Here is a 20,043-nt window from a genome sequence, read left to right as displayed (position 1 = left end):
ATGTGCGCTCGTGGCGATTTCGCGCAACGGCCGTTCGAGCCGATGGGAGACGGCCGCCCGGGCGACGTCCTGTACGGCCGCGCATACATCACCCTTCAACCGATCCCCCAGGAATTCGCCATCGGCGACCACCATGAAGACGAGCCTGAACCGGTCACCGGGCATCTCGGCTGATTTCGGCGTCATCTCCGAACGCGTAAACTACGAAACGAACCGCAAGGTCCGTTCTCAACCCGGTGCGTGCCCACAAAGCTGGGCGTCGCCAGGAAGGAAGAGAGTCATGATCGCAGGTTTCGCTCGAATCGGGGCCGCCACAATCGCTTTCGCCTCGATAGGCGCACTTCTCAACGCTCCCGCGGCCAGCGCCGACGTGACCGGTGTGAGCGTGAACGCCGGGCCCGACGGCCTGCTGACCGGGTGTTCCTACACCGTCGTAGCGACCGTCACGACGCCACCGCACGAGCCGGGCGCGGTGACGTTCTTCAACGATGGATCCCAGATCCCCGGATGGGGCGACTACCACCCGGACAACGGCACGGTCACCACCAGTTGGACTCCACAACGGATCGGCGGCCAGAACATCACCGCCGTGCAGACCGAGCCGAACGGCGTCAACACCCGCAGCTACATCCGGGTCGACGTGGTCGGCGCGGGTGTGAATACGGGCAGCGGCTGCATCCGCACCCCGTAGCGCCACCTAGGAGCGCGGGCCCGAGTCACCCGCCTTCGCGCGGCGGACGCGACGTAATGCACTCTGCCACAGGGCTTGCGGCAACGCCGCAGCCGTCCGGACGAGCAGGTCGTGGTCCTTCAAGTCGGCCATCATGCGGGCCTGGTCGGCGAGCGAGGCGGCGCGGATCGAGGCCGGGGCCTTGCTCGGATGACCGGTGTCGAAAGGTGGCTGCGGGTCGTACTCCAGGCTCAATTGGATTGTGCGAGCGCGGTCTTCGCCGAAGTTCCGGCCCACCAGCCACAGCGCGAGGTCGATCCCGGCCGAGACGCCGGCCGCGGTGGCGATCCGGCCGGTGTGCACGATGCGTTGGTCGCGTTGCGATTTGGCACCCAGGGCTGCCAGGGCCTGCTGGGCGGCCCAGTGCGTGGTGGCGGGTTCGCCGTCGAGCAGACCGGCCGCGGCGAGAATCAGCGAGCCGGAACATACCGAGGTGGTCCATGCCGTGGTGGCATGGGCTCGGCGCAACCACTCCAGGACCCGCTCGTCCGCGAGCGTGGTGAACGCGCCCGGCCCGCCGGGAACGAGGACGATGTCCGGGCTCGGCGTCTCCGCCAGCGTGTGGGTCGCCCCGAGCACCAGCACATTGCTGTCGGTGACGATCGGGCCCGCCTGATGCCAGACGAACCGGATCTCCGCGTCCGGGGTGAATCGCAGCACCTCATACGGTCCGATGGCATCAAGGGCGGTCATAGCGGGGTACGTCAGCACTGCGATCTGCACGAGCGGTCCTTCCATCGAACTGAACTGCCGCCGAATGTTACCGGCGTCGGGTTCATACGCTGTAAATCCAAATGTGCGATGCTCGTGGGGTGAGCGATGAGGCTGACTTCTCCGAGCCGCGGCGGCTCGCGTTTCGTGGATACGGCGACATCACCCTCGCCGGGGAGAGCTGGGGGCCCGAGGACGGGCCGCTGGCGGTCTTCCTGCACGGGGGCGGACAGACGCGGCATTCGTGGAAGGAGTCGGGCGCGGCGCTGGCCAAGGCCGGGCTGCGGGCGGTGCTGCTGGACGCGCGCGGGCACGGCGAGAGCGAGTGGGCACCCGACGGGAATTACACGCGCGAGGCGATGACCGCCGATCTGCTCGGAATTCTCGGCGAACTCGGACGTCCCGCGATCGTGGTCGGAGCGAGCATGGGCGGCCTGACCGCACTGCTGGCCACCGCGCGGCCGGGCAGCGAGCGGATTGCCGGACTCGTCCTGGTCGATGTCGTGCCGCGCCCCGAGCATCGGGGCGTCGAGCGGGTCCTGAACTTCCTCGGCGGCCACCGCGAGGGATTCGACACCCTCGAGCAGGCCGCCGACGCCGTCGCCGCATATCTCCCCCACCGCCCCCGCCCCCGCAACACCGACGGCCTGCGCCGCAACCTGCGCCAGCGCGCGGACGGCCGCTGGTACTGGCACTGGGATCCGGCCATGCTCTCCGGCCGCGGCGAGGACATCGAACTGCACAGCGAGGCCCTCGAAGCCGCCGCCCGCGACCTGACCATCCCCGTCCTCCTGGTCCGCGGCCGCCTCTCCGACGTGGTCAGTGAGCAGGGCGTCGCCGACTTCCGAACACTGGTGCCGCACATGGAATACGTCGAAATCGGCGGCGCGGCCCATACCGCCGCCAGCGACGTGAACGACGAATTCTCCGACGCCGTAGTCGATTTCGTCCGCACGCATCTGGCGCGGTAACTCGAGCGCACGACCGCCACGGGCACCCGCGGAGCTTCCGCGACGCGAACGTCAGAGGCGCAGCGAGTCGACCAGGCGCACGGCGACTTCGGCGTCGAGAGGAGTCCGGGCCACGGCCAGGCGGTACCACAGGACGCCGTAGATCTGGTCCACCAGCAGTTCGGGATCGGCCGCGGCGTCCAATTCGCCGCGGCCCTCGGCTCGCGCGAAGATGTCGCGCAGGATCGCGCGGCGCTCGCGGGCGAAGTCGGCGAGCAATTGTGTTGTCGCGGGATCGGTTTGCGCCTCCGCCAAGACCGCGCGCAGCAGCGCGGCGGCGGGGGGTGTGGTCGCGGCCGCGAAGGTCGCGGTCAGGAAGGTCAGCAGGTCGGCGCGCACATTGCCGGTGTCGACATCCGGTGCGCTTTCGCGCGCCCATTCCGTCATTGCCTCGAGCAGGACCGCGCCCTTCGACGGCCACCACCGATAGATCGTCTGCTTGCTGACACCGGCCGCCGCGGCGATCTCCGCCGTGGACACCGCCGTGCCGCCCGAGCGCGCCAACAGCGCGGCCGCGGCCTCGAGAATGGCCCGACGCGCGGCATCGTTGCGGCGGCGGCCCGTGTGCGGGCGTGGCGAGGTCACCCGCACAGCATAGCGTTGACGGAACCAACGGTACCTACAACAATTGTCGACACCAACGGTACCGACAAAGAGGGGTGGCAGCATGACCTCGACCAAGCAGCGCCGGGTGAACTGGTATCACCGGCATATCGCCAATCCGCTGCTGCGGCGCGTGGTCGGGCATGTCCCGGGCCAGGCCCTGCTGGAGACCACCGGACGCCGGACCGGCTTGCCGCGCCGCACTCCGATCGGCGGGCGCGTGATCGACGGCTCGTTCTGGCTGGTCAGCGACCACGGGCGGGCCTCGGCCTACGTGCGCAATATCGAGGCCGATCCGCGCGTCCGGCTGCAACTTCGCTCGCGCTGGTACACCGGCACGGCCCACCTGCTGCCCGATGACGACACCCGCGCCCGGCTGCGCCGACTCCCCCGTCTCAACAGCTGGATCGTGCGACTGCTCGGCACCGACCTGCTCACGATCCGCATCGACCTCGACTGATCACCGCGCGGGGCGCACCCGCAGCGGCCACCAGAACCACCGGCCCAGTTGCACCGCGACGGCGGGCAACAGGAACGTCCGCACGATCAAGGTGTCCAGCAGCAGGCCGATGCCGATAATCGAGCCGATCTGCATGATATTGGTGAGACTGCTGCTGATCAGGGCGAACATGGTGATGCCGAAGACGATTCCGGCGGTGGTGACCACGCCGCCGGTGCCCGCGAAGGATCGGATGACGCCGGTCTTCAGGCCGCCGACGGCCTCCTCCTTGAAGCGCGAGGTGAACAGCAGGTTGTAGTCGGCGCCCACCGCGACCAGGGCGATGAACGTGAGCGGCGGGACCGCCCAGTGCAGCGGCTGGTGCAGCAGGTGCTGCCAGATCAGCACACCCAGGCCGAGGGCCGAAACATAGGACAGCAGCACGGTTCCCAGCACCGCGATGGCCGCCACCAGGCTGCGCAGCACGATCAGCACGATGAGGAACACCAGGATGAGCACGATGATCATCAGCAAACGGAAGTCGTGCGCGGCGATGACCTCGATATCGGCCATGGTCGCGCCGACACCGCCGACGGACAGCGAACTGTTCTGCAGCGGGGTGTCTTTCACCGCCGCCTTTGCCGCCGCCTCGATCGCGCGGGCGCGCTCGATACCCTGCGCGCTGAAGCTCTCGTTCTGCCCGTAGACGATGATGCGCGCGGTCCTGCCGTCGGGAGAGACGAGCAGCTTCAGTGCGGCCTGGAAGCGCGGATCGGAAAACGCCTGCGGCGGTAGGTGAAACGGCCCCGTGCCCGCGGCGCTGCTATCGCGGCCGAGGTCCTGCAGATAGGCCGTGATGTCGTGCAGTTGCGGAATCAGGATGCGGACGGTCGCGATCATCGCGCTCGCCATACCGCGCATCTGCGCGATCGAATCCTGCATGGCCGGAATGCTCTGGCCCAGGCCGGAAATCGCGCCCGAGGCCGCATTCGTGCTCTGACTCAGCTGGTCCATGGTCGCCGACAGCTGACCGACGGTGTCGAGCGAGGCGAACGCCTGTTGGGCTGTGCTGCACAGCCGATCACCGGCGCAGTTCGGGTAGTTGTCGAGCAATTGCCGTGCGGGGCCGATGGTTTGGTTCACCGTCGAGGCGAGCTGCTGCACCTGCCGCGTCTGCGACCGCAGATCGCCCATGCCCGCGCTGAGCCCCTGCAATCCGGCGCCGCCGGCATCCACCTGCTGGGACATCGCGTCGAGGCCGCGGATGAGCTGATCGAGTCCGCCGGTGATCGAGGACAGATCATTCAGGCGCTGATCGATGACCGAGGAGGTCAGATCCAGTCGGTTGCCGATGTATCCGGCCTGGTACAGCACCGAACCCTGGTCCAGCCGAGTGCCCATCGGGCGGGTGATGCTCTGCACCTGGCTGACATCGGGAATGTGGGCGACACTTCCCGAAATCTGTTCGATGGCAGTCAGATCCGTGGCATTGCGCAGATCGTGGTCGGCGGAGACGAGCAGGAAGTCCGGCGAGAGCCGGTTCTTCGGGAAATGCCGGTCCGCGGCCTGATAGCCGAGATTGCTCTCGGTGTCGCCGGGCTGCATGGCCCGCTCGTTGTAGTTGATTCGAATCGTCGGCAGCGCGACGGCGCAGACGGCCAGCAGGGCGAGGCTGGCGGCGATGATCGGAATGGGCCAGCGGGCGGCGTTGGTTCCGATGCGCCGCCAAAGATACGGTGCGCGTGGAGGTTTGGGCTCCAGATAGCCGAGATGGCGGCAGATCTCGACCAGCGCCGGGGTCAGCGTCACCGCCGCCGCACCGCTCACCAGCATGCCGATGGCACGGGCCAGCCCCGAGGTGCGCAGCAACCCGAGCTGACTGGTGCGCATGCAGGCGCAGGCGACCGCGATCGTCAGCGCCGAGGCGACCACCACCGGCACCACCGCACGGAAGGCGTCGTGATACGAGTCGACGAATTTCCTTCCCGCGCGGCGCGATTCCTGATACCGGCCGAGGAAGAAAATCGCGTAGTCGGTGCCCGCGCCCAGGATCATCGCCGAGGCCAGCGCGCTGGCGAAGATCGACACCTCGACGACGTCGTGCTCGCCGAGCACCGCCACCACCGAGCGGGCCACCGCCAGCGCGATGCCGACCGTGAGCAGGGGAACCGCGGCGGCCACCACGGACCGATACACCACCAGCAGCAACAGCATGATCAGCACCGCGGTGATCGCGGTCAGCACGATCATGCTGCGGTCGGCCGCGGTGATCTCGTCGCCCGCGGTGGCCGACGGGCCGGTGACGTAGACGTCGAGGCCGGCGGGCCTCGGATGGGCCGCCACCAGGGCGCGCACCGCGTCGATGGATTGCTGCGCCTTGGTGGTGCCCATTTCGCCGGTGAGCCGCAGCATCACATAGGCGGCCTTGCCGTCGGCGCTCTGATTGGCCACGGCCGTTTGCGGATTCGACCAGATGTCCATCGCCGACTGGACGTGCTGCCGATCCGCCACGATCCGGGCGAGTACATCGTCGTAATAGCGGTGGTCGGCGTCGCCGAGCCGGTCCTTGGGGCGTTCCAGCAAGAGGAAGACGACGTTATTGGTGTCGGACTCCCGGAAATCGGCGCCCATCTTCTTCAGCGTCACCGCAGATTCGGCATTGCCGGGCACGAATTCGCGCGAATGCCCGGCGATCACATGCTCGAGTTGCGGAATCGTCGCATTCATGACGGCGGCCAGCAGCACCCACGCGCCGACCACGAGCGGGGCCCAGCGGCGCACGAGACCGCCAACGGTGATGCGCCCGGTGCCCGCGGTGACGCCACCGTCCTTGCCGCGCGCGATATCCCACAGTGCGACGACGACCAACCGCGCCGCCGCCCCGAACGCGCCCCGGCGCAGGGCGGCGGCGAAGGTGCGTTCGTCCCGGTGCAACATGGGTCTAAACCGCCACCAGATTGCAGTTGACGGCCGCGTGCGGGCCCGGTGCGAAATCGCGGGTCTGTTCTTTTCCGTCCACCAGAATGCGGCAGGTCAACGCACCCTCCTCGGATTGCGCGACGACACCGGCCGGAATCGGCTTGCCACCGGTATGAATTTGCCGGGACCACGGCAGCGAATCGGAGACCCGCTGCGTCATAGAACGATCGTCCAAATAGGCGATCTGGCCGGTGGCCGCCCCCTCCGCGGTGATCTCGTAGGTGACGGTCCGATCGCCCATATCCATGTTAACGGCCTGGTCAAGACGCAAATCGGCAGGACCGGCGGTAGCCACGTCCCGACGCTGCGAAACGATCAGTCCGACCACCACGAGCCCGGCCACCACGACGAACACGATCCAGTACCGAGCGAACCGGGAACGCCCCGGACTCAGCTCGAATCGATCGTTTCGCGACTGCACGTGACGAAACGTAACACTTAAAGTTTCACGTGAAAACAAGGGTGTGACGCATGCGGTACTCGAGCCGGCAAGTGGTCGCGCTCACCTATTGCAGGCGATGTTCATGAATCGCCGTATTCAGGTCCACCCCATTCAGATTCAGATATAGCAGACCCTCGGTGACCGACAGATTCACCACATTACGCCGATCGACGGCATCGACGGCGGCACCGATGAAATCTCGATCGAAACTGTACACCGGGATATCCGCGCCGCGGTGAATCCGCTTGCTGGACAGCGCATTCAACACCTTGATCGGATCCCGATGAGTGTACACCGCGACCCGCTGCGCCAATTTACTCCCCCGATGCACCCGCTCGGCATCCGGCGCTCCGATCTCGATCCAGGCCCTCACCTGCCCGGTGAGATCCCGCACCAGCACCGCGGGCTCGTCGGCGTCGGAGACCCCGCCATCGCTGAATGCGATCCCCGCCTCGTACTCCAGGCAGTAGGCCAGCAGCCGCGTCAGCATGAATTCCGCCGTCTCGGACGGATGCCGTGCCACCCGCAGCTCCAACTCCTCGTAGACGCCGCGATCGACATCGGCGAGGTGGACGGTGAAAACGTGCATGGTCGCGCTCAGGGCCATGGACTCAGCAGTCTAGTGCCGCCGCAACGGCTTTCCCGCCCCCACGGGAAAGCCGCCGCCCGGTTCCGACTCATGGGCGATGCCTTCGACGGTGAGCCCGCGCGCCGAACTGCCCGTCGATGGCCCGAGGTCGTAGCTCCAGATCTCGACGAGCAGGCACTGCGCGTGCGTCACGGCCTCGCCGGTGCTCCCCCTCCTGAGCACCGGATGAACACCGGTGTAGCCGCACGGCGCCGCGTCCTCCACGATCGACCACTCCCCCGGTGGGTCGGAGACCGGGCGTTCCCGGCGGATGCGAGGCCCGCCGAGCCGCTCAGCAGCACCGCCGCGCTGCCGATGACCGCGATCAGCGTCGTCCTTACCTTCATATCGCTCCTCGCGCTCGAGTTTTCGATTCCCGCCCGCCCCCGCGGGCTTCGGACTCACCTTGCGCGCGGGCGCGCCCAGATCCGGCCCGGTTCCCGCCCAGGCACTAGCGCACGCCGGTGATGCGGGTCAGCGCGACGGCCGCGGCCATATGCGCGAGGGCGGCAAAGGCCAGCAGTGCGGCGAAACCCCCACCACCGAGTAGAGCGGGCGCGGCCAGCGGACCGAGGATCTGCGGCAATGCCGTGCCGATATTGGCGACCCCGAGGTCCGCGGCGGCCGTCTCTGGATCGGGCAGCACCTGCGTGACCAGCGCGAGACCCACCGACATGAACAGTCCCACGCCGATCCCGAACACCATTGCGGCGACCAGTACCCACGCGAACCGGTCCGCGACGGCGAGGGCCGTCATGGCGACCGCCATGAGCCCGGAACCGCTGAGCAGGAACGCCTTTCGCCGCCCGACTCGATCGGAAAACCACCCGCCCAGCACCGCGGCCACGGCCGTGAGCCCGAAGGTGGCCGTGACCAGACCCGAGACATTCGCGGCAACCTGCTCCGGATCGATATCCAGTCGATCGGTGAGGAAGTAGGCGAGATAACTCAGCGGCGTCGCGATCCCCAATGCGGTGAGGAAGCGATACAGCCAGGCCCAACGGAAGTCCCGGCTACGGCGCAGGCCCGCCACGAGACCGGCGAGGATACGCCCGGCCCGGGGCCGATCGATGGGACCCCCGCGGTCGGGCAGAACGACGGCGAACCCGGTGACGAGCAACAGCGCGGGCACGACCGGGAGCAGGAACTGCAGCGCGATGTGATCCGCGCAGGCGCCGACCACCATCGACCCGGCGACCACCCCGGCGAGCTGCCCCAGTCCCATCGCCGCCGCGGCCACGCCCCGGCGCTGATCGAGAACCTGATCGGCGACGGTGGCGGTGAGCGCGGCCAGGGTGCCGTTGAAACCGGCCTGCGCGAGACACCAGCCCAGCGCCACACCGGGAATCGAGGGTTGGGTCGCGCAGACGGCCAGCCCGGCCGCACCGACGACGAGGCCGCCGACCAGCCACGGTCGACGGCGGCCGATCCGCGCGGTGGTGCGATCGGACATCCGGCCCGCCACCGGATTGGCGATCAGGGCGACGAACGCGCCGAGGCCCAGCACCCAGCCCAGGCTCGCATTCTGCTGCGCCGGATCGATCTGATGCACGCGTAGGGCCAGGGTGACCAGCGGCGGGGTGAGCAGTGCCATCGACAGCGACAGATTGGCCAGCCCCAGCCACACCGGGAACACGAACTCAGTCCTCACGGCCGTGCCGATAGCGTTCCAACCGCGCGCGGATCTCGGGGGACTCGGGATCGTCGAATTCGTCGAGGATGATTCGGGCCGTGCTCAGACAGCGGTGCGCCGCATCAGCGCGACCGGTCTGGCGCAGTGCCTGACCCAGTTCGGTCATCGCGGCGGCCCGGCCCCACCGGTAGCCCATCGCGGCGAAGACCTCGGCGCTGCGTTCGAAATAGTCGATGGCCTCGTCGAACCGGTGCTGCTGCCGTCTGATCTTGCCCACGTTGAGCAGGCACCACCCCTCACCCCAGTGGCTGTCGATCTCCCGGGCGATGGCCAGGGCCCGGCCGAAGTGGTCGAGGGCCTCGTCGAAACGGTTCATGACCTGATACGTCAGGGCGAGGCCGTACTCGCCGATGCATTCGCCGCCGCGAATTCCCGCTTCCCGGAACAGATTCCGGGAACGCCGATGACACTCGACGGCCTCGTCGAAGCGGCCGGTCCTGGCCAGTGCGGAACCCAGGTTTTCCAGCGCCATGGCCTCGCCCGGGGGAAACTCGCCCCGGAAGAGGGCGACGGATCGCCGCTGATGGTCGACGGCCTCGTCGAAGCGACGGAATTCGAACAGGACGATGCCCAGCTGGGTCAGCATCCACGCCTCGCCGTGCCGATCGCCGGTGCGCCGGGCCGACTCCAGGCCGATTCGGCACGCGGCTTCCGCCTCGTGCCATTGCCTGCGCTGATACCAGTACTGCCATAGGGAGACAGCGAGTTTCCAAGCGTGAGTTGGCAGTTCGCGCCGCGCCGCCACGCGGATGACGGCCGCGACATTCTGCTGTTCGCCATCGCACCACGACAGCGCCGCGTCGTAGGTGGCGAGATCCGGTGTCTCGCGGTGCGGTCCGGGCGGGGCGAGGTCGGGGATCTGGGGTTTCTGCGGCATGAGCGCGCGGTCGGCGGCGGCGCACGCGTACAGGTACCACTCCACGAGGCGGCGCACGGCGTGCTCGCGCTCCGATTCGTGCTCGTCGGCGTGGGCGCGGTCGCAGGCATAGAGACCGAGCAGATCGTGCAGCCGATAACGCCCGGGCGCGTACGGTTCCACCAGGTGCGCGGCGGCCAATCCGTCGAGCAGCGACTGCGCCTGCGCCACCGGCCGTTCGACGAGAGCGGCGGCCACGTACACGGTGAAATCCGCGCCGGGCACCAGCCCCAAACGCCGGAACAGCCGACGCAGCTCCGGATTCAGCGCTCGGTAGGACGATTCGAAGGCGCGCCGAACGCTCGCCTCGGCGTCGTCGCCGACCTCGAGCGCCACCAGCCGATCGTCGCGCTCCATCGTCGCAACCAGCTGCCCGATCGAATCATGAGGGCGGACAACGAGATTGGCCGCAGCGACGCGCACCGCCAGCGGCAGGTGGCCGCACAGCCGGGCCAGCCCGCCCGCGGCGCCCGACTCGGCGTCGACGCGGTCGGGGCCGATGATCTCGCGCAGCAGGGTGACCGTCTCGTGCGGCCGGAGGGTATCGAGGGTGACCTGGTGCGCCCCGTGCGTCGCGACCAGACCGTGCAACTGATTACGGCTGGTGATCAGCACCAGACAGGACGGCGAGCCGGGCAGCAGCGGGCGGACCTGTTCGGCGGTCGCGGCATTGTCCAGCACGATCAGCACCGACTTGTCGGCGAGCAGCGTGCGATACAGCCCGGCCCGCTCGGCCGGATCGGCGGGTATCTGCTCGGCGATGACGCCGAGGGCGCGCAGAAACCGGCCCAGCGCCTCCGAGGCGGGCACGGGTGGTTGCTGCGGATCGAAACCGCGCAGGTTGACGTAGAGATGACCGTCACCGTAGCGGTCGGCGACCCGGTGTGCGAAGTGGACCGCGAGGGCGGTCTTGCCCACGCCCGCGATACCCGCGATCGCCGAGATCACCACGGGTGCGGCGCCGGCGGAGGCCGAGTCGGCGATCTCGTCGAGCGCCGCGAGATCGGCTCGGCGGCCGATGAAGTGACGAACGTCGGGCGGCAACTGACGAGGTTTCGGCATCGCCGGGCGGACCGGCGGATTGATGTCGGCCACGGCCGCCTCCGCCGGCGGCGGCTCGGCCACCAGGATCTGCTGGTGCAGGGCGCGCAGCCGCGGGCCGGGCTCGATCCCCAATGCCTCCACTATGTTCCGGCGCGCCTGGGTGTAGGTCTGCAATGCCGCGGCCTGCCTGCCGCCGCGATACAGCGCGAGCATGAGCAACAGCCACAATTCCTCGCGCATCGGGTACCGCGCCGTCAGCACGCGTAGTTCGCCGAGCACGGCGTCGGCCTCGCCCAGCTCGATCCGTGCCCGGGCGTAGCGCTCCACGACGGCCAGGCGTCGATCCTCCAGGCGAGTGCGCTCGGCCCGCAGCAGGGCGCTCGGCGACGGGAGGTCCTCGAACGGTTCGCCGCGCCACAGATCGAGCGCCTGCCCGAAACAGGTTGCGGCCCCGGCCGAATCGCCGTCATTCCACCGTCTCGTTCCGCGCTCGACCAGCGCCTCGAAGTTTGCCAGATCCGATTCGCCGGGCTCGAGCACGAGGGTGTAGCCGCCGGGGCGGGTTTGCAGCCGGGATTCGTGCACGCCGGACCGATGCAACCACCGGCGCAGCTCGGCGATGTAGGTGCGCAGATTCGACTCCGGTGAACAGGGCGGACGCTCCCAGACCGCCTCACTCAAATAGGCGGTACTCGCCGGTGTGTTGGCACGCAACAGCAGTGCCACCAGCAGCGTGCGCTGACGATGTCCGCCCGGCGCGATCACCGCCTCGTTCGTGCGCAGTTCCACCGGGCCCAGGATCCGGAACTCCACGGTGTGCCCCCATTTCGGCTGAGTCGCTACGGGGCCTGCTCATCATCGAAGAGATTATCGGCGGTCATGCCCGGCGAGTGGAACAATCTCGGATGAGAGTTTCCGCTCTGAAAGACGGATGACTTCGTCGTCGTCGCGTGGCGACCGACCGGACGGGCGGGACGCTGGCAGGATGCTGGCGTGCTCCTATCGATCGTCGTCGTCGCTGTCGTCGTGGTGATCTGGGCGCTGTTCGCGGCGCGGATACACCAGTGGCGCATCACCGCCCCGATCATGGTGGTGTGCGCCGGGATAGCGGTGGGGTTCTCCACTCGGGCCACCGTCGCCGACCGGCTCGATACCGAGGTCGCGCTGCACATTGTCGAGATCATCCTCGCGGTGCTGTTGTTCGTGGACGCCACCGAGGTGCGGGGCGGGCCGCTCGGCCATGATCCGCGCTCGGCGCTGCGCGTGCTGTTCATCGCGCTGCCGCTGAGCCTGGCGCTGGCGGTGGGGCTGGGGGCCTGGTTGCTGCCTGGGGCGTCGTGGGCGGTGCTGCTGGTGATCGCCTGCGTCGTGGTGCCGACCGACTTCGCTCCCGCGGCATCGATACTGCGCAACAAACGAATTCCGCGGCGGGTGCGAGATCTGCTCGCCGTGGAGGGCGGCTACAACGACGGGATCGTCTCTCCGGTGTTTCTGGCCGCCCTGGTGCTGGCCGGACACCGTTCACAGGCGCAGACCCTGGCCGATGCCCTGCGGACCGCGGTGCCGTCGGCGCTCGCGGCGGTGCTTGTCGGTTTGTTGGTGGGATTCGGGCTGGCCTGGGCGATGAACGCGGCCGAGCGGCGGGGGTTCTCGACCGAGCAATCCCAGCGCATCGCGCTCGTCGCGGCCCCGCTGCTGTCGTATGCGGTGTCGGTGGGTGTGCAGGGCAACGGATTCGTGGCGGCCTTCGTCTGCGGGCTCGTGGTCAATGCGATTCGGCGCTCACCGGCGTATCGGCGGGAGCTGGAGTTGGTGGACGATATCGGATTCCTGCTCACGATCGTGATGTGGTTCGTCTTCGGAGGGGTCGCGGTCTATGCGATCGCACAGGGTGTCGAGTGGGGCATGGTGGTCTACTGCCTGGCCGCGCTGTCGGTCGTGCGCGTCGTCCCGATCCTGCTGTCGCTGTGGGGTTCCCGCTTCACCGCCCGCGAACGCGTCCTGCTCGGCGTGCTCGGTCCCCGTGGCACCACCTCGATCGTCTTCGGGCTGCTGGCCTTCAACGAGCTCGGCAACGCCGACGCCGACACGACCGTGACCGCGATGGTCCTCACCGTGCTCGGCAGCGTCGTGCTGCACGGCATCGGTTCCTCGGCCACCGGGCTGGTCGGCGGCATTCGCCAGGCGCGGCGCTGACGGCGGTATCGCTATCCGGCCCGCTCCGGCGAGCGCACCGGGAGCAGGGCGACCAGGCCCGCGCCCAGGACCAGCAGCAGTCCCACGATGCCCGCGCGATCGGCCCCGAACAGCCACGCGAACAGGCCGAACATGACCGGGGCCAGGAAGGACACCGCCCGGCCGGTCGTGGTGTAGAGGCCGAACAGCTGCCCCTCCCGACCGGGCGGAGCGAGGCGGGCCAGGAAGCTGCGCGCCGCCGACTGCGCCGGACCGACGAAGATGGTGAGCAGCAGGCCGAATATCCAGAACATCGCGGGCCCGGAGACGATCAGCAGGGCGAGGCCGCAGGCCAGCATCGAGACCAGCGAGACGACGATGACCGCCTTGGGCCCGATCGTGTCGTCGAAGCGCCCGGCCACGATCGCGCCCAGCGCCGCAACGACATTCGCCGCGATGCCGAACAGCAGCACATCGTCGTCACCGATGCCGTAGACCCGCACGGCCAGCACCGCGCCGAAGGTGAACACACCGGCCAGACCGTCCCGGAAGATCGCGCTGGCCAACAGGAATCCCACCGTCCGCCGATCGACCGCCCACAGCTCGCGCAGATCGCGCCACAGCACCCGGTAGGAGGCGAGGAAACCGGCGCGCGCCGCGCCCGGATCGGCGTCGGTGCGCGGCACCTCCGGCACCATCAGCAGCACGGGCAGCGCGAAGGCCGCGAACCATACCGCCGCGAGCAGCGCGATCAGCCGGATGTTGAGCCCGTCGGCGGTCGGCACCCCGAGCAGACCGCGGGTGTCACCATCGCCCGCGATGAAGCCCACGTAGCACAGCAACAGCAGCAGGATGCCGCCGAAATAGCCCATCGCCCAGCCGAATCCGGAGACCCGGCCGATCGTGGCCGGGGTGGAGACCTGCCGCAGCATGGCATTGTAGGGCACATTCGCCAATTCGAAAGCGGCCGAACCGAGTCCGAGCAGCAGCAGGCCGAGCCAGAGATCGCGGTAGTCGTCGTGGACGAAGTACAGGCCCGCCATCATCACGACCACGCATCCGGTCAGGATGCCCAGCGAGAACTTGCGGCGCGCGGTCGCGTCGAAGCGCTGGCCGCTGATCGGCGCGGTGAGCGCGACGACGAGCCCGGACAGGCCCAGCGCCCAGCCGAGCCACACACTGGCCGAGGTGCCGCCGGGCAGGTCGTCGCCCACCTTGTCGGTGAGATACACGGAGAAGACGAAGGTGAGGATCACGGCGTGGAATGCCGAGGAGCCCCAATCCCACAGCCCCCACGCGACCACGTGCCGCCGCGCGGTGGCCTGTCCGACGGCGGCCTGTCCCGGAGCTTCGCTCATGCAGCGCAGCGTAGGCGAGAACGGCGTGTTCGGATGAGACGATGCCCGAAACGTCCGGCCGCTCTACACTGGCCGCATGCCCGTCCGTCGGCTCATCGCCCTGTGCGCGTTCGTCCTGCTCGCCCCGCTCGCATCCGCCTGCACGAGCCAGGGCCCCGGCACCACCACCAACTGCGACCTCACCGCCTGCACGGTCACCTTCGCCCGCGGCGTCGACGCCAAGGCCAGCATCCTCGGCGTGGAGGCGAAACTCCTTGCCGTGGACGGGAATATGGTCACCCTCGAGGTGGCCGGACAGAAGGTCACCGTCCCGGTCGGCGAAACCCAACCCGCCGACGGGCGGACCGTCACCGTCCAGGAGGTGACCAGCGACAAGGTCGTGGTGAGGATCGCGACCGGATTGACGTCGGGCTGATCCGCGGGCGTCAGCCGTGCAGTGCCACCGGGAGGGCGGTCAACCGACTCCCCTGAATACCGCCGCGGCTGATCTGCCGCAGTTCGGAATACGGCACCACGAGGCGAGCGCGCGGAAAGCCCTCGCGCAGCGCCTCGACCACCGCGCGCAGTTCCCACTGGGCCAGGTGCGCTCCGGTGCAGTAGTGCGGGCCCGCGCCGAAGGCCAGGTCGGCGCCCGGTGAGCGGCCCGGTGCGGTGTTGATGCCCTCGATGTCGATGAGCAGGGGTGAGTGGGCGGCGAGAGATACTCCGCCCAGGTCGATCTCGGTCGCGGTGAAGCGCCACAGCGTGAAGGGGGCGGGTGGGTGCACGCGCAGGGTTTCGCGGACGAGATCGTCGACCGCGATGTGTGCCATCGGCTTCGCGAGGATCCGGGCGAGCAGGAAACCGAGGCTGGCATCGGTGGTCAGCTGCCCGGCGTAGATCAGGGTGAACAACAGATAGTGCAGCCGCGGCTCGGTCACCTCATCGGGCAGCCGGTCGCGCAATTCGACGGCGAGGCCGCGCCGGTCGCCGTGCAGCGCCGCGGCGGCCAGGTCGGCGAAGGAATGCATTGCGCGGGCGGTCGTTTCGCGATCATCGCCGTAGCTGTACATGTCCTGACAGGCGGCGATGGCCTGATCCACGCGATCCGGCGGGACGCCGAGCAGCTCGCAGATCACGGTGAGCGGGTAGCGCGTGGCGAAGTCGGCCATCAGATCTGTTGTACCGCTCGCGCATTCGGTGAGCAGCGCGTGGGCGGTGGCCTTCATCCGCTCGAACTCGGCACGCATGCGCGGGCCCGTGAAGAGTGCGGTGTGGGCACGGCGCAACACCGTGTGCGCCGGGCCGTCGGAAGTAGTGAGCGAAAGTTGTTCGGCCGCGGTGGGTTCCAGGCCCGCGGCCCAGCGGTCCCAGTGCGGTGGCGCGTAGGCGGGGTCCTTGACGATCCGCGGGTGGACGAGCACACGACGAGCGAGGGCCTCGTCGGTGACGATCCAGACGGGACCGCCGTGGGCATGGACGCGGACGATCGGACCGGCTGCGCGCAGGGCCTCGCGGGCGGGATGGGGTTCATCGATGCCGCGAACATTGGGGACGAAGGGGTCGAGCGAGATCTCGGGGGCGAGGGTCATCGAATTCCTCGGAAGGTAGGATTGCTGCGTCGCGCAGCGACTGTGTGACACAGCAAAAGTAGCACGGATTCGCTGCGCGACGCAGCGATCGGAGAGGATCGGTGCGGCATGACGGAGTCGAAACGGGACCGAAAAGCGCTGGTCGGCGAGCTCACCAGGATCGCGGTGCCAGCCTGGGCGATTCGAGTGGTACAGCTCAACGGCCTGGTGGCCGCCAGGCTGGGAGTGACCGACACCGACGTGCAATGTCTGCATGTGCTGGACCGGTACGGTCCGGCGACGCCGGGCGCACTGGCCGAACGGGTGAATCTGACGACCGGATCGGCCTCGCGCATGATCGATCGACTGGTCGCGGCCGACTGCGTTCGGCGGGTGCCCGATCCGACCGATCGCAGGCGAGTTCTCATCGAGCCGACGCGCACCGGCATCGATCGGGCCGCCGCCGCCTACGCGGGGCTGGGCGCCCGCACCGAGGCCGACCTCGAGGGGTTCGACGACGAAGAGATCCGAACGATTCTCCGCTTTCTCGAGGCGGCCGAGCGGAGTACCGCCGAAGAGATCCGACGCCTGCGTTCCGGCTCGTGAGGGAATTTCGACCCGATCATTCCTGGAATTACATTCCTCCGTTTTCGAGTTTATCCAGCGAACTGCGGGCTATCGTGTGGTTATGCAACGTCCGTCATATTTGAAGGAGGAAGCATGGAGTGGCTTTTGGGTCTGCTCGGCGGGGTCGTAGGCGGCGGGGTCGGTGGAGCCAAGAGTCCGATGGGACCCGTCGTGAGCGGTGCGGCGGGTGCGGTCGGCGGGGGCATCACCGGGGCGATCATTCAGGCCGCGACCAGCAGCGGACTGGACTTCGGCCAGATCCTCGCGCAGGTCGCGGGCGGCGGCGTGGTCGGCGCCGTGCTGTCGGCGATCGTCGGATTCGCCACCAAGCCGAAGACCGGCGAGGTCCGCTGATTCACACGAGTCGAATTCCCTTTCGAATTACGAGGAGGCTTTCGATGAGTTTGTGGAAGAAAACGGTGTCCGCCGCGGCCACCGGCTTCGCCCTGGCACTGGGCGCGGGCATGTTGCTGAGTCCACCCGCGACGGCCCAGACCGCCGACGCCGATGCTGCGATCAAGGCGCACTATCAGGAAAAGGGCGGCGCGGCGTCGCCGCTCGGCGAAAGTGTCGGCGCGCCATACGCATTCGGGCCCGACGGCGCGGCCCAGGACTATCGCGGCGGCAAGATCGTCTACTCGCCCGATACGGGCGCGAAGGTGATGTACGGCGCGATTCTCGACAAATACCTCGCACTGGGCGGGGCGGATGCCCTCGGCTATCCGAAGAACGACGAATCCGATTCGCCCGTCGCGGGTACGGCCCGCTACAGCGAATTCTCGGCAGCGGATGGGGCAACCATCCATTGGAGTCCGCAGAACGGCGCGTGGCTGGTGCGCGGTCCGATCCGAACCGCCTGGTCACATCTGAAGGCCAGCGACGGCGTCATGGGTAGCCCCATCTCCGACACCACGGTCGCCGACGGCGTCTACAGCCAGACCTTCAGCGGCCAGAACGGCGCGCCCGTCGAGATTCGCTGGAGTCAGGCGGACGGTTTCGCCACGGTCCCACCGGATGTCGCCGGTCAGCTGAGCGGCCTGGACGTCTCGGTTCCGGGTGCCGCGCCCGGTGGGGTCCCCGCTCCCCCGGCCGAGGATCGCGGCAGCGCGGCCCCCGCCACCGACAACAACTCCAACGCGAAGTGGTGGGCGCTGCCGATCGGCCTGATCATCGCGGCGGCCGCGGGCGGCCTCGCGGCCATGGCCCTGCGCGGTCGTTCCGGCGGGTCGCATACGACGACGACCTCGATGCCCCGGCATACGGGTGGGGCGCATCTGTGGCGGCCGTCGGGCGCGAACCGGTGATCTAGCCGCCGCACCTCCGCGCGGTGCCGCCGGATGCGGCGGCACCGCGCGCAGCGGTCTGCGACTTCCACATCACGTGCGCGCGAGGGTCTGACCCGGTCGCAAGGTCGGACCGCAACCCGAGGTCCTGAACTCCTGCCACAGACCCGGGAGGACCTCACCCGCGTATCGACGCAGCTGTCCGAGCTGGTGTTCGTCGCGGACCACCTCTTTGCGGACCCAGTCTTCGTCCGGGCGGTCCGGGTCCGGGGACCGATGGATCCGGTAGTAGTCGCGTTCGATACGCGGATCGGTGGTGACCCCGTTCTGCATCCACGCCCCGTGGGTGTGCACGAAGGTGGGCTTGACCTCGTCGAATACGTAGTCGCCTAGGCGAGTGGGGTCCTTACCGGCGTAGATGTCCGCGACCCGCGCATCGGCGAGACCGGCCATGTCGACCAGTCGCAGCCGCGAGGTCAGCGAACTTCCACCCATATCGGGGGTGAACAGGGTGCCGTGCCGGAGGGCGAGAATGTCCGCGTAGCCGTTGACCATGCGCCCGAACCGCAGAACGATCCAGCACAGCGGCACGTCCTGATCGGCACGAAACGATTCGGACGAGACGGTGAGCGCGCAGCCCGACGGGATCAGAACACCGATCAGCGTCAGCGCGACCAGCACCTGGCCGCGCCGGTGCAGCCGCGCCAGCAGCTGCTCGGCCGAGATCGCGACGAGAATTGCCCCCAGGGCCCACACCGGGGTGGCGAACCGGAATTGCGCCATCCAGTCCGGCTGCAGCACGCAATACGCGATCACCGCCAGCACCAGCGGCACCGCGAGCGCGACGACGCCGTCGCGCCATCTGCCGCGTGGGGCAAGCGACAGCGCGACCACTCCCACGGCCACGAGCACCGCGGGCGCGCCCGCGTACTGCACCAGATCCCCGGCCCGGGTGAGATCCTGCACGGTCGGCATCGCCTGCTGTTTGGCGACCGCGGTATTCGGGACGAGTCGGCCGAATTCGACGATCCGCCACAGCAGATAGCCGCCGAACGGAACCGCGAACGCCAGGCCCGAATACAGGCCACACCGCAGCGCCACGGACAAGGTCGCCCGCCGGACCAGGATCGCCGACACCACGGGATAGGCGGCCAGATAGATCAGCCCGTCGGGACGGGTCAGCGCGGCGAGCGCGGCTGTCACACCGACCGTCACCGCCACCGCCGGTGTCCAAAGTCGCTCGTCCAGCACCGCCAGGAACAGACGGACGGCCAGCGCGGACACGGCCAGCGCGAACAACGCGTTCTCCAGGCCGGAGAAGCACCAGATCACGAACGAGGGGATCGCGGCCAGCGCGGCGCCCGCCACGAGGGTCACCAGCGCGGGCCAGCGCGATACCCGCCGCGCGGCCAGGTAGCAGGCCGCGAGGATACCCGCGCAGCAGATCAGCGCGATCGCCTTGGGATAGAGAACGTAATCGGGGATGCCGAACAGGGCGCCGTGGTCGAACAGTCCGCACCATTTACCCACCACCAGCACGAAAAGCCAAGTGGGATTGGAGAACCCCTCGACCGGCGCCGCACCGGGCTGCAACACCGGCCCCGCGCCCTCGGCGACGCTGCGCGCGTACGCGAAGGTGATACCCGCGTCGTCCACCATCCAGCTGCCGTATTCGCTCGCCCGCCAGGCCAGCAGTAATACGCCGCCCAGCACCGCCGCCAGCGGGGACAGCCACGACCAACCACGCCGTCCCCGAACACCTTCCACCACCTCGACCGAACCGCTCAGCCGCGCCGTCAATACTCAACCACCCTCCACCAGGTCCCCGGTCGCGCGGGGCATGGGGTCAATCCCC

The 20,043-nt window shown here is 68.7% G+C and carries 20 protein-coding genes; 9 read left to right on the top strand and 11 right to left on the bottom strand.

Annotated features, from left to right (window positions below; translation table 11 throughout):
• Positions 1-174: a hypothetical protein gene (locus NDR87_RS22085; RefSeq protein WP_251915157.1), complete on the top strand. Its 174-nt coding sequence runs from the start codon at positions 1-3 to the stop codon at positions 172-174.
• Positions 175-280: 106 nt separating this feature from the next.
• The gene (locus tag NDR87_RS22080) at positions 281-691 is read left to right on the top strand and encodes a hypothetical protein (RefSeq protein ID WP_251915159.1); all 411 of its coding nucleotides are present in this window, start codon (positions 281-283) and stop codon (positions 689-691) included.
• Positions 692-697: 6 nt separating this feature from the next.
• Here the strand turns inward: NDR87_RS22080 and NDR87_RS22075 are convergent, their stop codons facing one another.
• A complete protein-coding gene (locus NDR87_RS22075; RefSeq protein ID WP_286013901.1) occupies positions 698-1,468 on the bottom strand; it encodes a DJ-1/PfpI family protein in 771 nt (256 codons plus the stop codon).
• 74 nt (positions 1,469-1,542) lie between these two features.
• Between NDR87_RS22075 and NDR87_RS22070 the strand changes: the two genes are divergently transcribed.
• Positions 1,543-2,412 (top strand): alpha/beta fold hydrolase, encoded by an 870-nt coding sequence (locus NDR87_RS22070; RefSeq protein ID WP_251915163.1) that lies wholly within the window; start codon positions 1,543-1,545, stop codon positions 2,410-2,412.
• A gap of 51 nt (positions 2,413-2,463) precedes the next feature.
• On the opposite strand, the gene NDR87_RS22065 is transcribed toward NDR87_RS22070, so the two are convergent.
• On the bottom strand, positions 2,464-3,036 hold the full coding sequence (locus tag NDR87_RS22065) for a TetR/AcrR family transcriptional regulator (RefSeq protein ID WP_251915166.1): 573 nt from the start codon (positions 3,034-3,036) through the stop codon (positions 2,464-2,466).
• Positions 3,037-3,118: 82 nt separating this feature from the next.
• Here NDR87_RS22065 and NDR87_RS22060 point away from each other — a divergent pair, with 82 nt between their 5' ends.
• Positions 3,119-3,514, top strand: coding sequence for a nitroreductase/quinone reductase family protein (locus NDR87_RS22060; RefSeq protein WP_251915168.1), 396 nt, complete (start codon positions 3,119-3,121; stop codon positions 3,512-3,514).
• Here NDR87_RS22060 and NDR87_RS22055 read toward each other — a convergent pair whose 3' ends face one another.
• The 6 genes from NDR87_RS22055 to NDR87_RS22030 form a co-directional block, all read right to left on the bottom strand.
• Positions 3,515-6,430, bottom strand: coding sequence for an RND family transporter (locus NDR87_RS22055; RefSeq protein ID WP_251915170.1), 2,916 nt, complete (start codon positions 6,428-6,430; stop codon positions 3,515-3,517).
• A 4-nt stretch (positions 6,431-6,434) separates the two neighbouring features.
• On the bottom strand, positions 6,435-6,893 hold the full coding sequence (locus NDR87_RS22050) for an MmpS family transport accessory protein (protein ID WP_308212134.1): 459 nt from the start codon (positions 6,891-6,893) through the stop codon (positions 6,435-6,437).
• 85 nt (positions 6,894-6,978) lie between these two features.
• Positions 6,979-7,521 (bottom strand): YaeQ family protein, encoded by a 543-nt coding sequence (locus tag NDR87_RS22045; RefSeq protein WP_251915174.1) that lies wholly within the window; start codon positions 7,519-7,521, stop codon positions 6,979-6,981.
• Positions 7,522-7,533: 12 nt separating this feature from the next.
• Positions 7,534-7,767, bottom strand: coding sequence for a hypothetical protein (locus NDR87_RS22040; RefSeq protein WP_251915177.1), 234 nt, complete (start codon positions 7,765-7,767; stop codon positions 7,534-7,536).
• 226 nt (positions 7,768-7,993) lie between these two features.
• Positions 7,994-9,193: an MFS transporter gene (locus NDR87_RS22035; RefSeq protein WP_251915179.1), complete on the bottom strand. Its 1,200-nt coding sequence runs from the start codon at positions 9,191-9,193 to the stop codon at positions 7,994-7,996.
• On the bottom strand, positions 9,183-12,008 hold the full coding sequence (locus tag NDR87_RS22030) for a BTAD domain-containing putative transcriptional regulator (protein ID WP_251915181.1): 2,826 nt from the start codon (positions 12,006-12,008) through the stop codon (positions 9,183-9,185). Before NDR87_RS22030 ends, NDR87_RS22035 begins: the two co-directional genes overlap by 11 nt.
• Positions 12,009-12,188: 180 nt before the next feature.
• Here NDR87_RS22030 and NDR87_RS22025 point away from each other — a divergent pair, with 180 nt between their 5' ends.
• On the top strand, positions 12,189-13,391 hold the full coding sequence (locus NDR87_RS22025; RefSeq protein WP_251915184.1) for a sodium:proton antiporter: 1,203 nt from the start codon (positions 12,189-12,191) through the stop codon (positions 13,389-13,391).
• Positions 13,392-13,402: 11 nt separating this feature from the next.
• On the opposite strand, the gene NDR87_RS22020 is transcribed toward NDR87_RS22025, so the two are convergent.
• Positions 13,403-14,728 carry an MFS transporter gene (locus NDR87_RS22020; protein WP_251915186.1) on the bottom strand — a complete coding sequence of 442 codons (1,326 nt, stop codon included), beginning with the start codon at positions 14,726-14,728 and terminating at the stop codon, positions 13,403-13,405.
• A gap of 76 nt (positions 14,729-14,804) precedes the next feature.
• Between NDR87_RS22020 and NDR87_RS22015 the strand changes: the two genes are divergently transcribed.
• Complete coding sequence (locus NDR87_RS22015; RefSeq protein ID WP_251915188.1) at positions 14,805-15,143, top strand: hypothetical protein; 339 nt, start codon at positions 14,805-14,807, stop codon at positions 15,141-15,143.
• A 10-nt stretch (positions 15,144-15,153) separates the two neighbouring features.
• Here the strand turns inward: NDR87_RS22015 and NDR87_RS22010 are convergent, their stop codons facing one another.
• Entirely contained in the window at positions 15,154-16,299 is a 1,146-nt protein-coding gene (locus tag NDR87_RS22010; protein WP_251915190.1) for a cytochrome P450, read from the bottom strand.
• 108 nt (positions 16,300-16,407) lie between these two features.
• Here NDR87_RS22010 and NDR87_RS22005 point away from each other — a divergent pair, with 108 nt between their 5' ends.
• From NDR87_RS22005 to NDR87_RS21995, 3 genes are all read left to right on the top strand, one after another.
• Positions 16,408-16,884, top strand: coding sequence for a MarR family winged helix-turn-helix transcriptional regulator (locus tag NDR87_RS22005; protein WP_251915192.1), 477 nt, complete (start codon positions 16,408-16,410; stop codon positions 16,882-16,884).
• Positions 16,885-16,998: 114 nt separating this feature from the next.
• A complete protein-coding gene (locus tag NDR87_RS22000) occupies positions 16,999-17,259 on the top strand; it encodes a hypothetical protein (RefSeq protein ID WP_251915194.1) in 261 nt (86 codons plus the stop codon).
• A gap of 44 nt (positions 17,260-17,303) precedes the next feature.
• On the top strand, positions 17,304-18,209 hold the full coding sequence (locus tag NDR87_RS21995; protein WP_251915196.1) for an LGFP repeat-containing protein: 906 nt from the start codon (positions 17,304-17,306) through the stop codon (positions 18,207-18,209).
• A 72-nt stretch (positions 18,210-18,281) separates the two neighbouring features.
• On the opposite strand, the gene NDR87_RS21990 is transcribed toward NDR87_RS21995, so the two are convergent.
• The gene (locus NDR87_RS21990; RefSeq protein ID WP_251915197.1) at positions 18,282-19,988 is read right to left on the bottom strand and encodes a hypothetical protein; all 1,707 of its coding nucleotides are present in this window, start codon (positions 19,986-19,988) and stop codon (positions 18,282-18,284) included.
• Between the last annotated feature and the right edge of the window lie 55 nt (positions 19,989-20,043).

It is taken from the genome of Nocardia sp. CDC159 (assembly GCF_023740735.1).
GTDB lineage: Bacteria > Actinomycetota > Actinomycetes > Mycobacteriales > Mycobacteriaceae > Nocardia > Nocardia pulmonis.
This window is presented reverse-complemented; position numbering and strand designations above follow the sequence as displayed.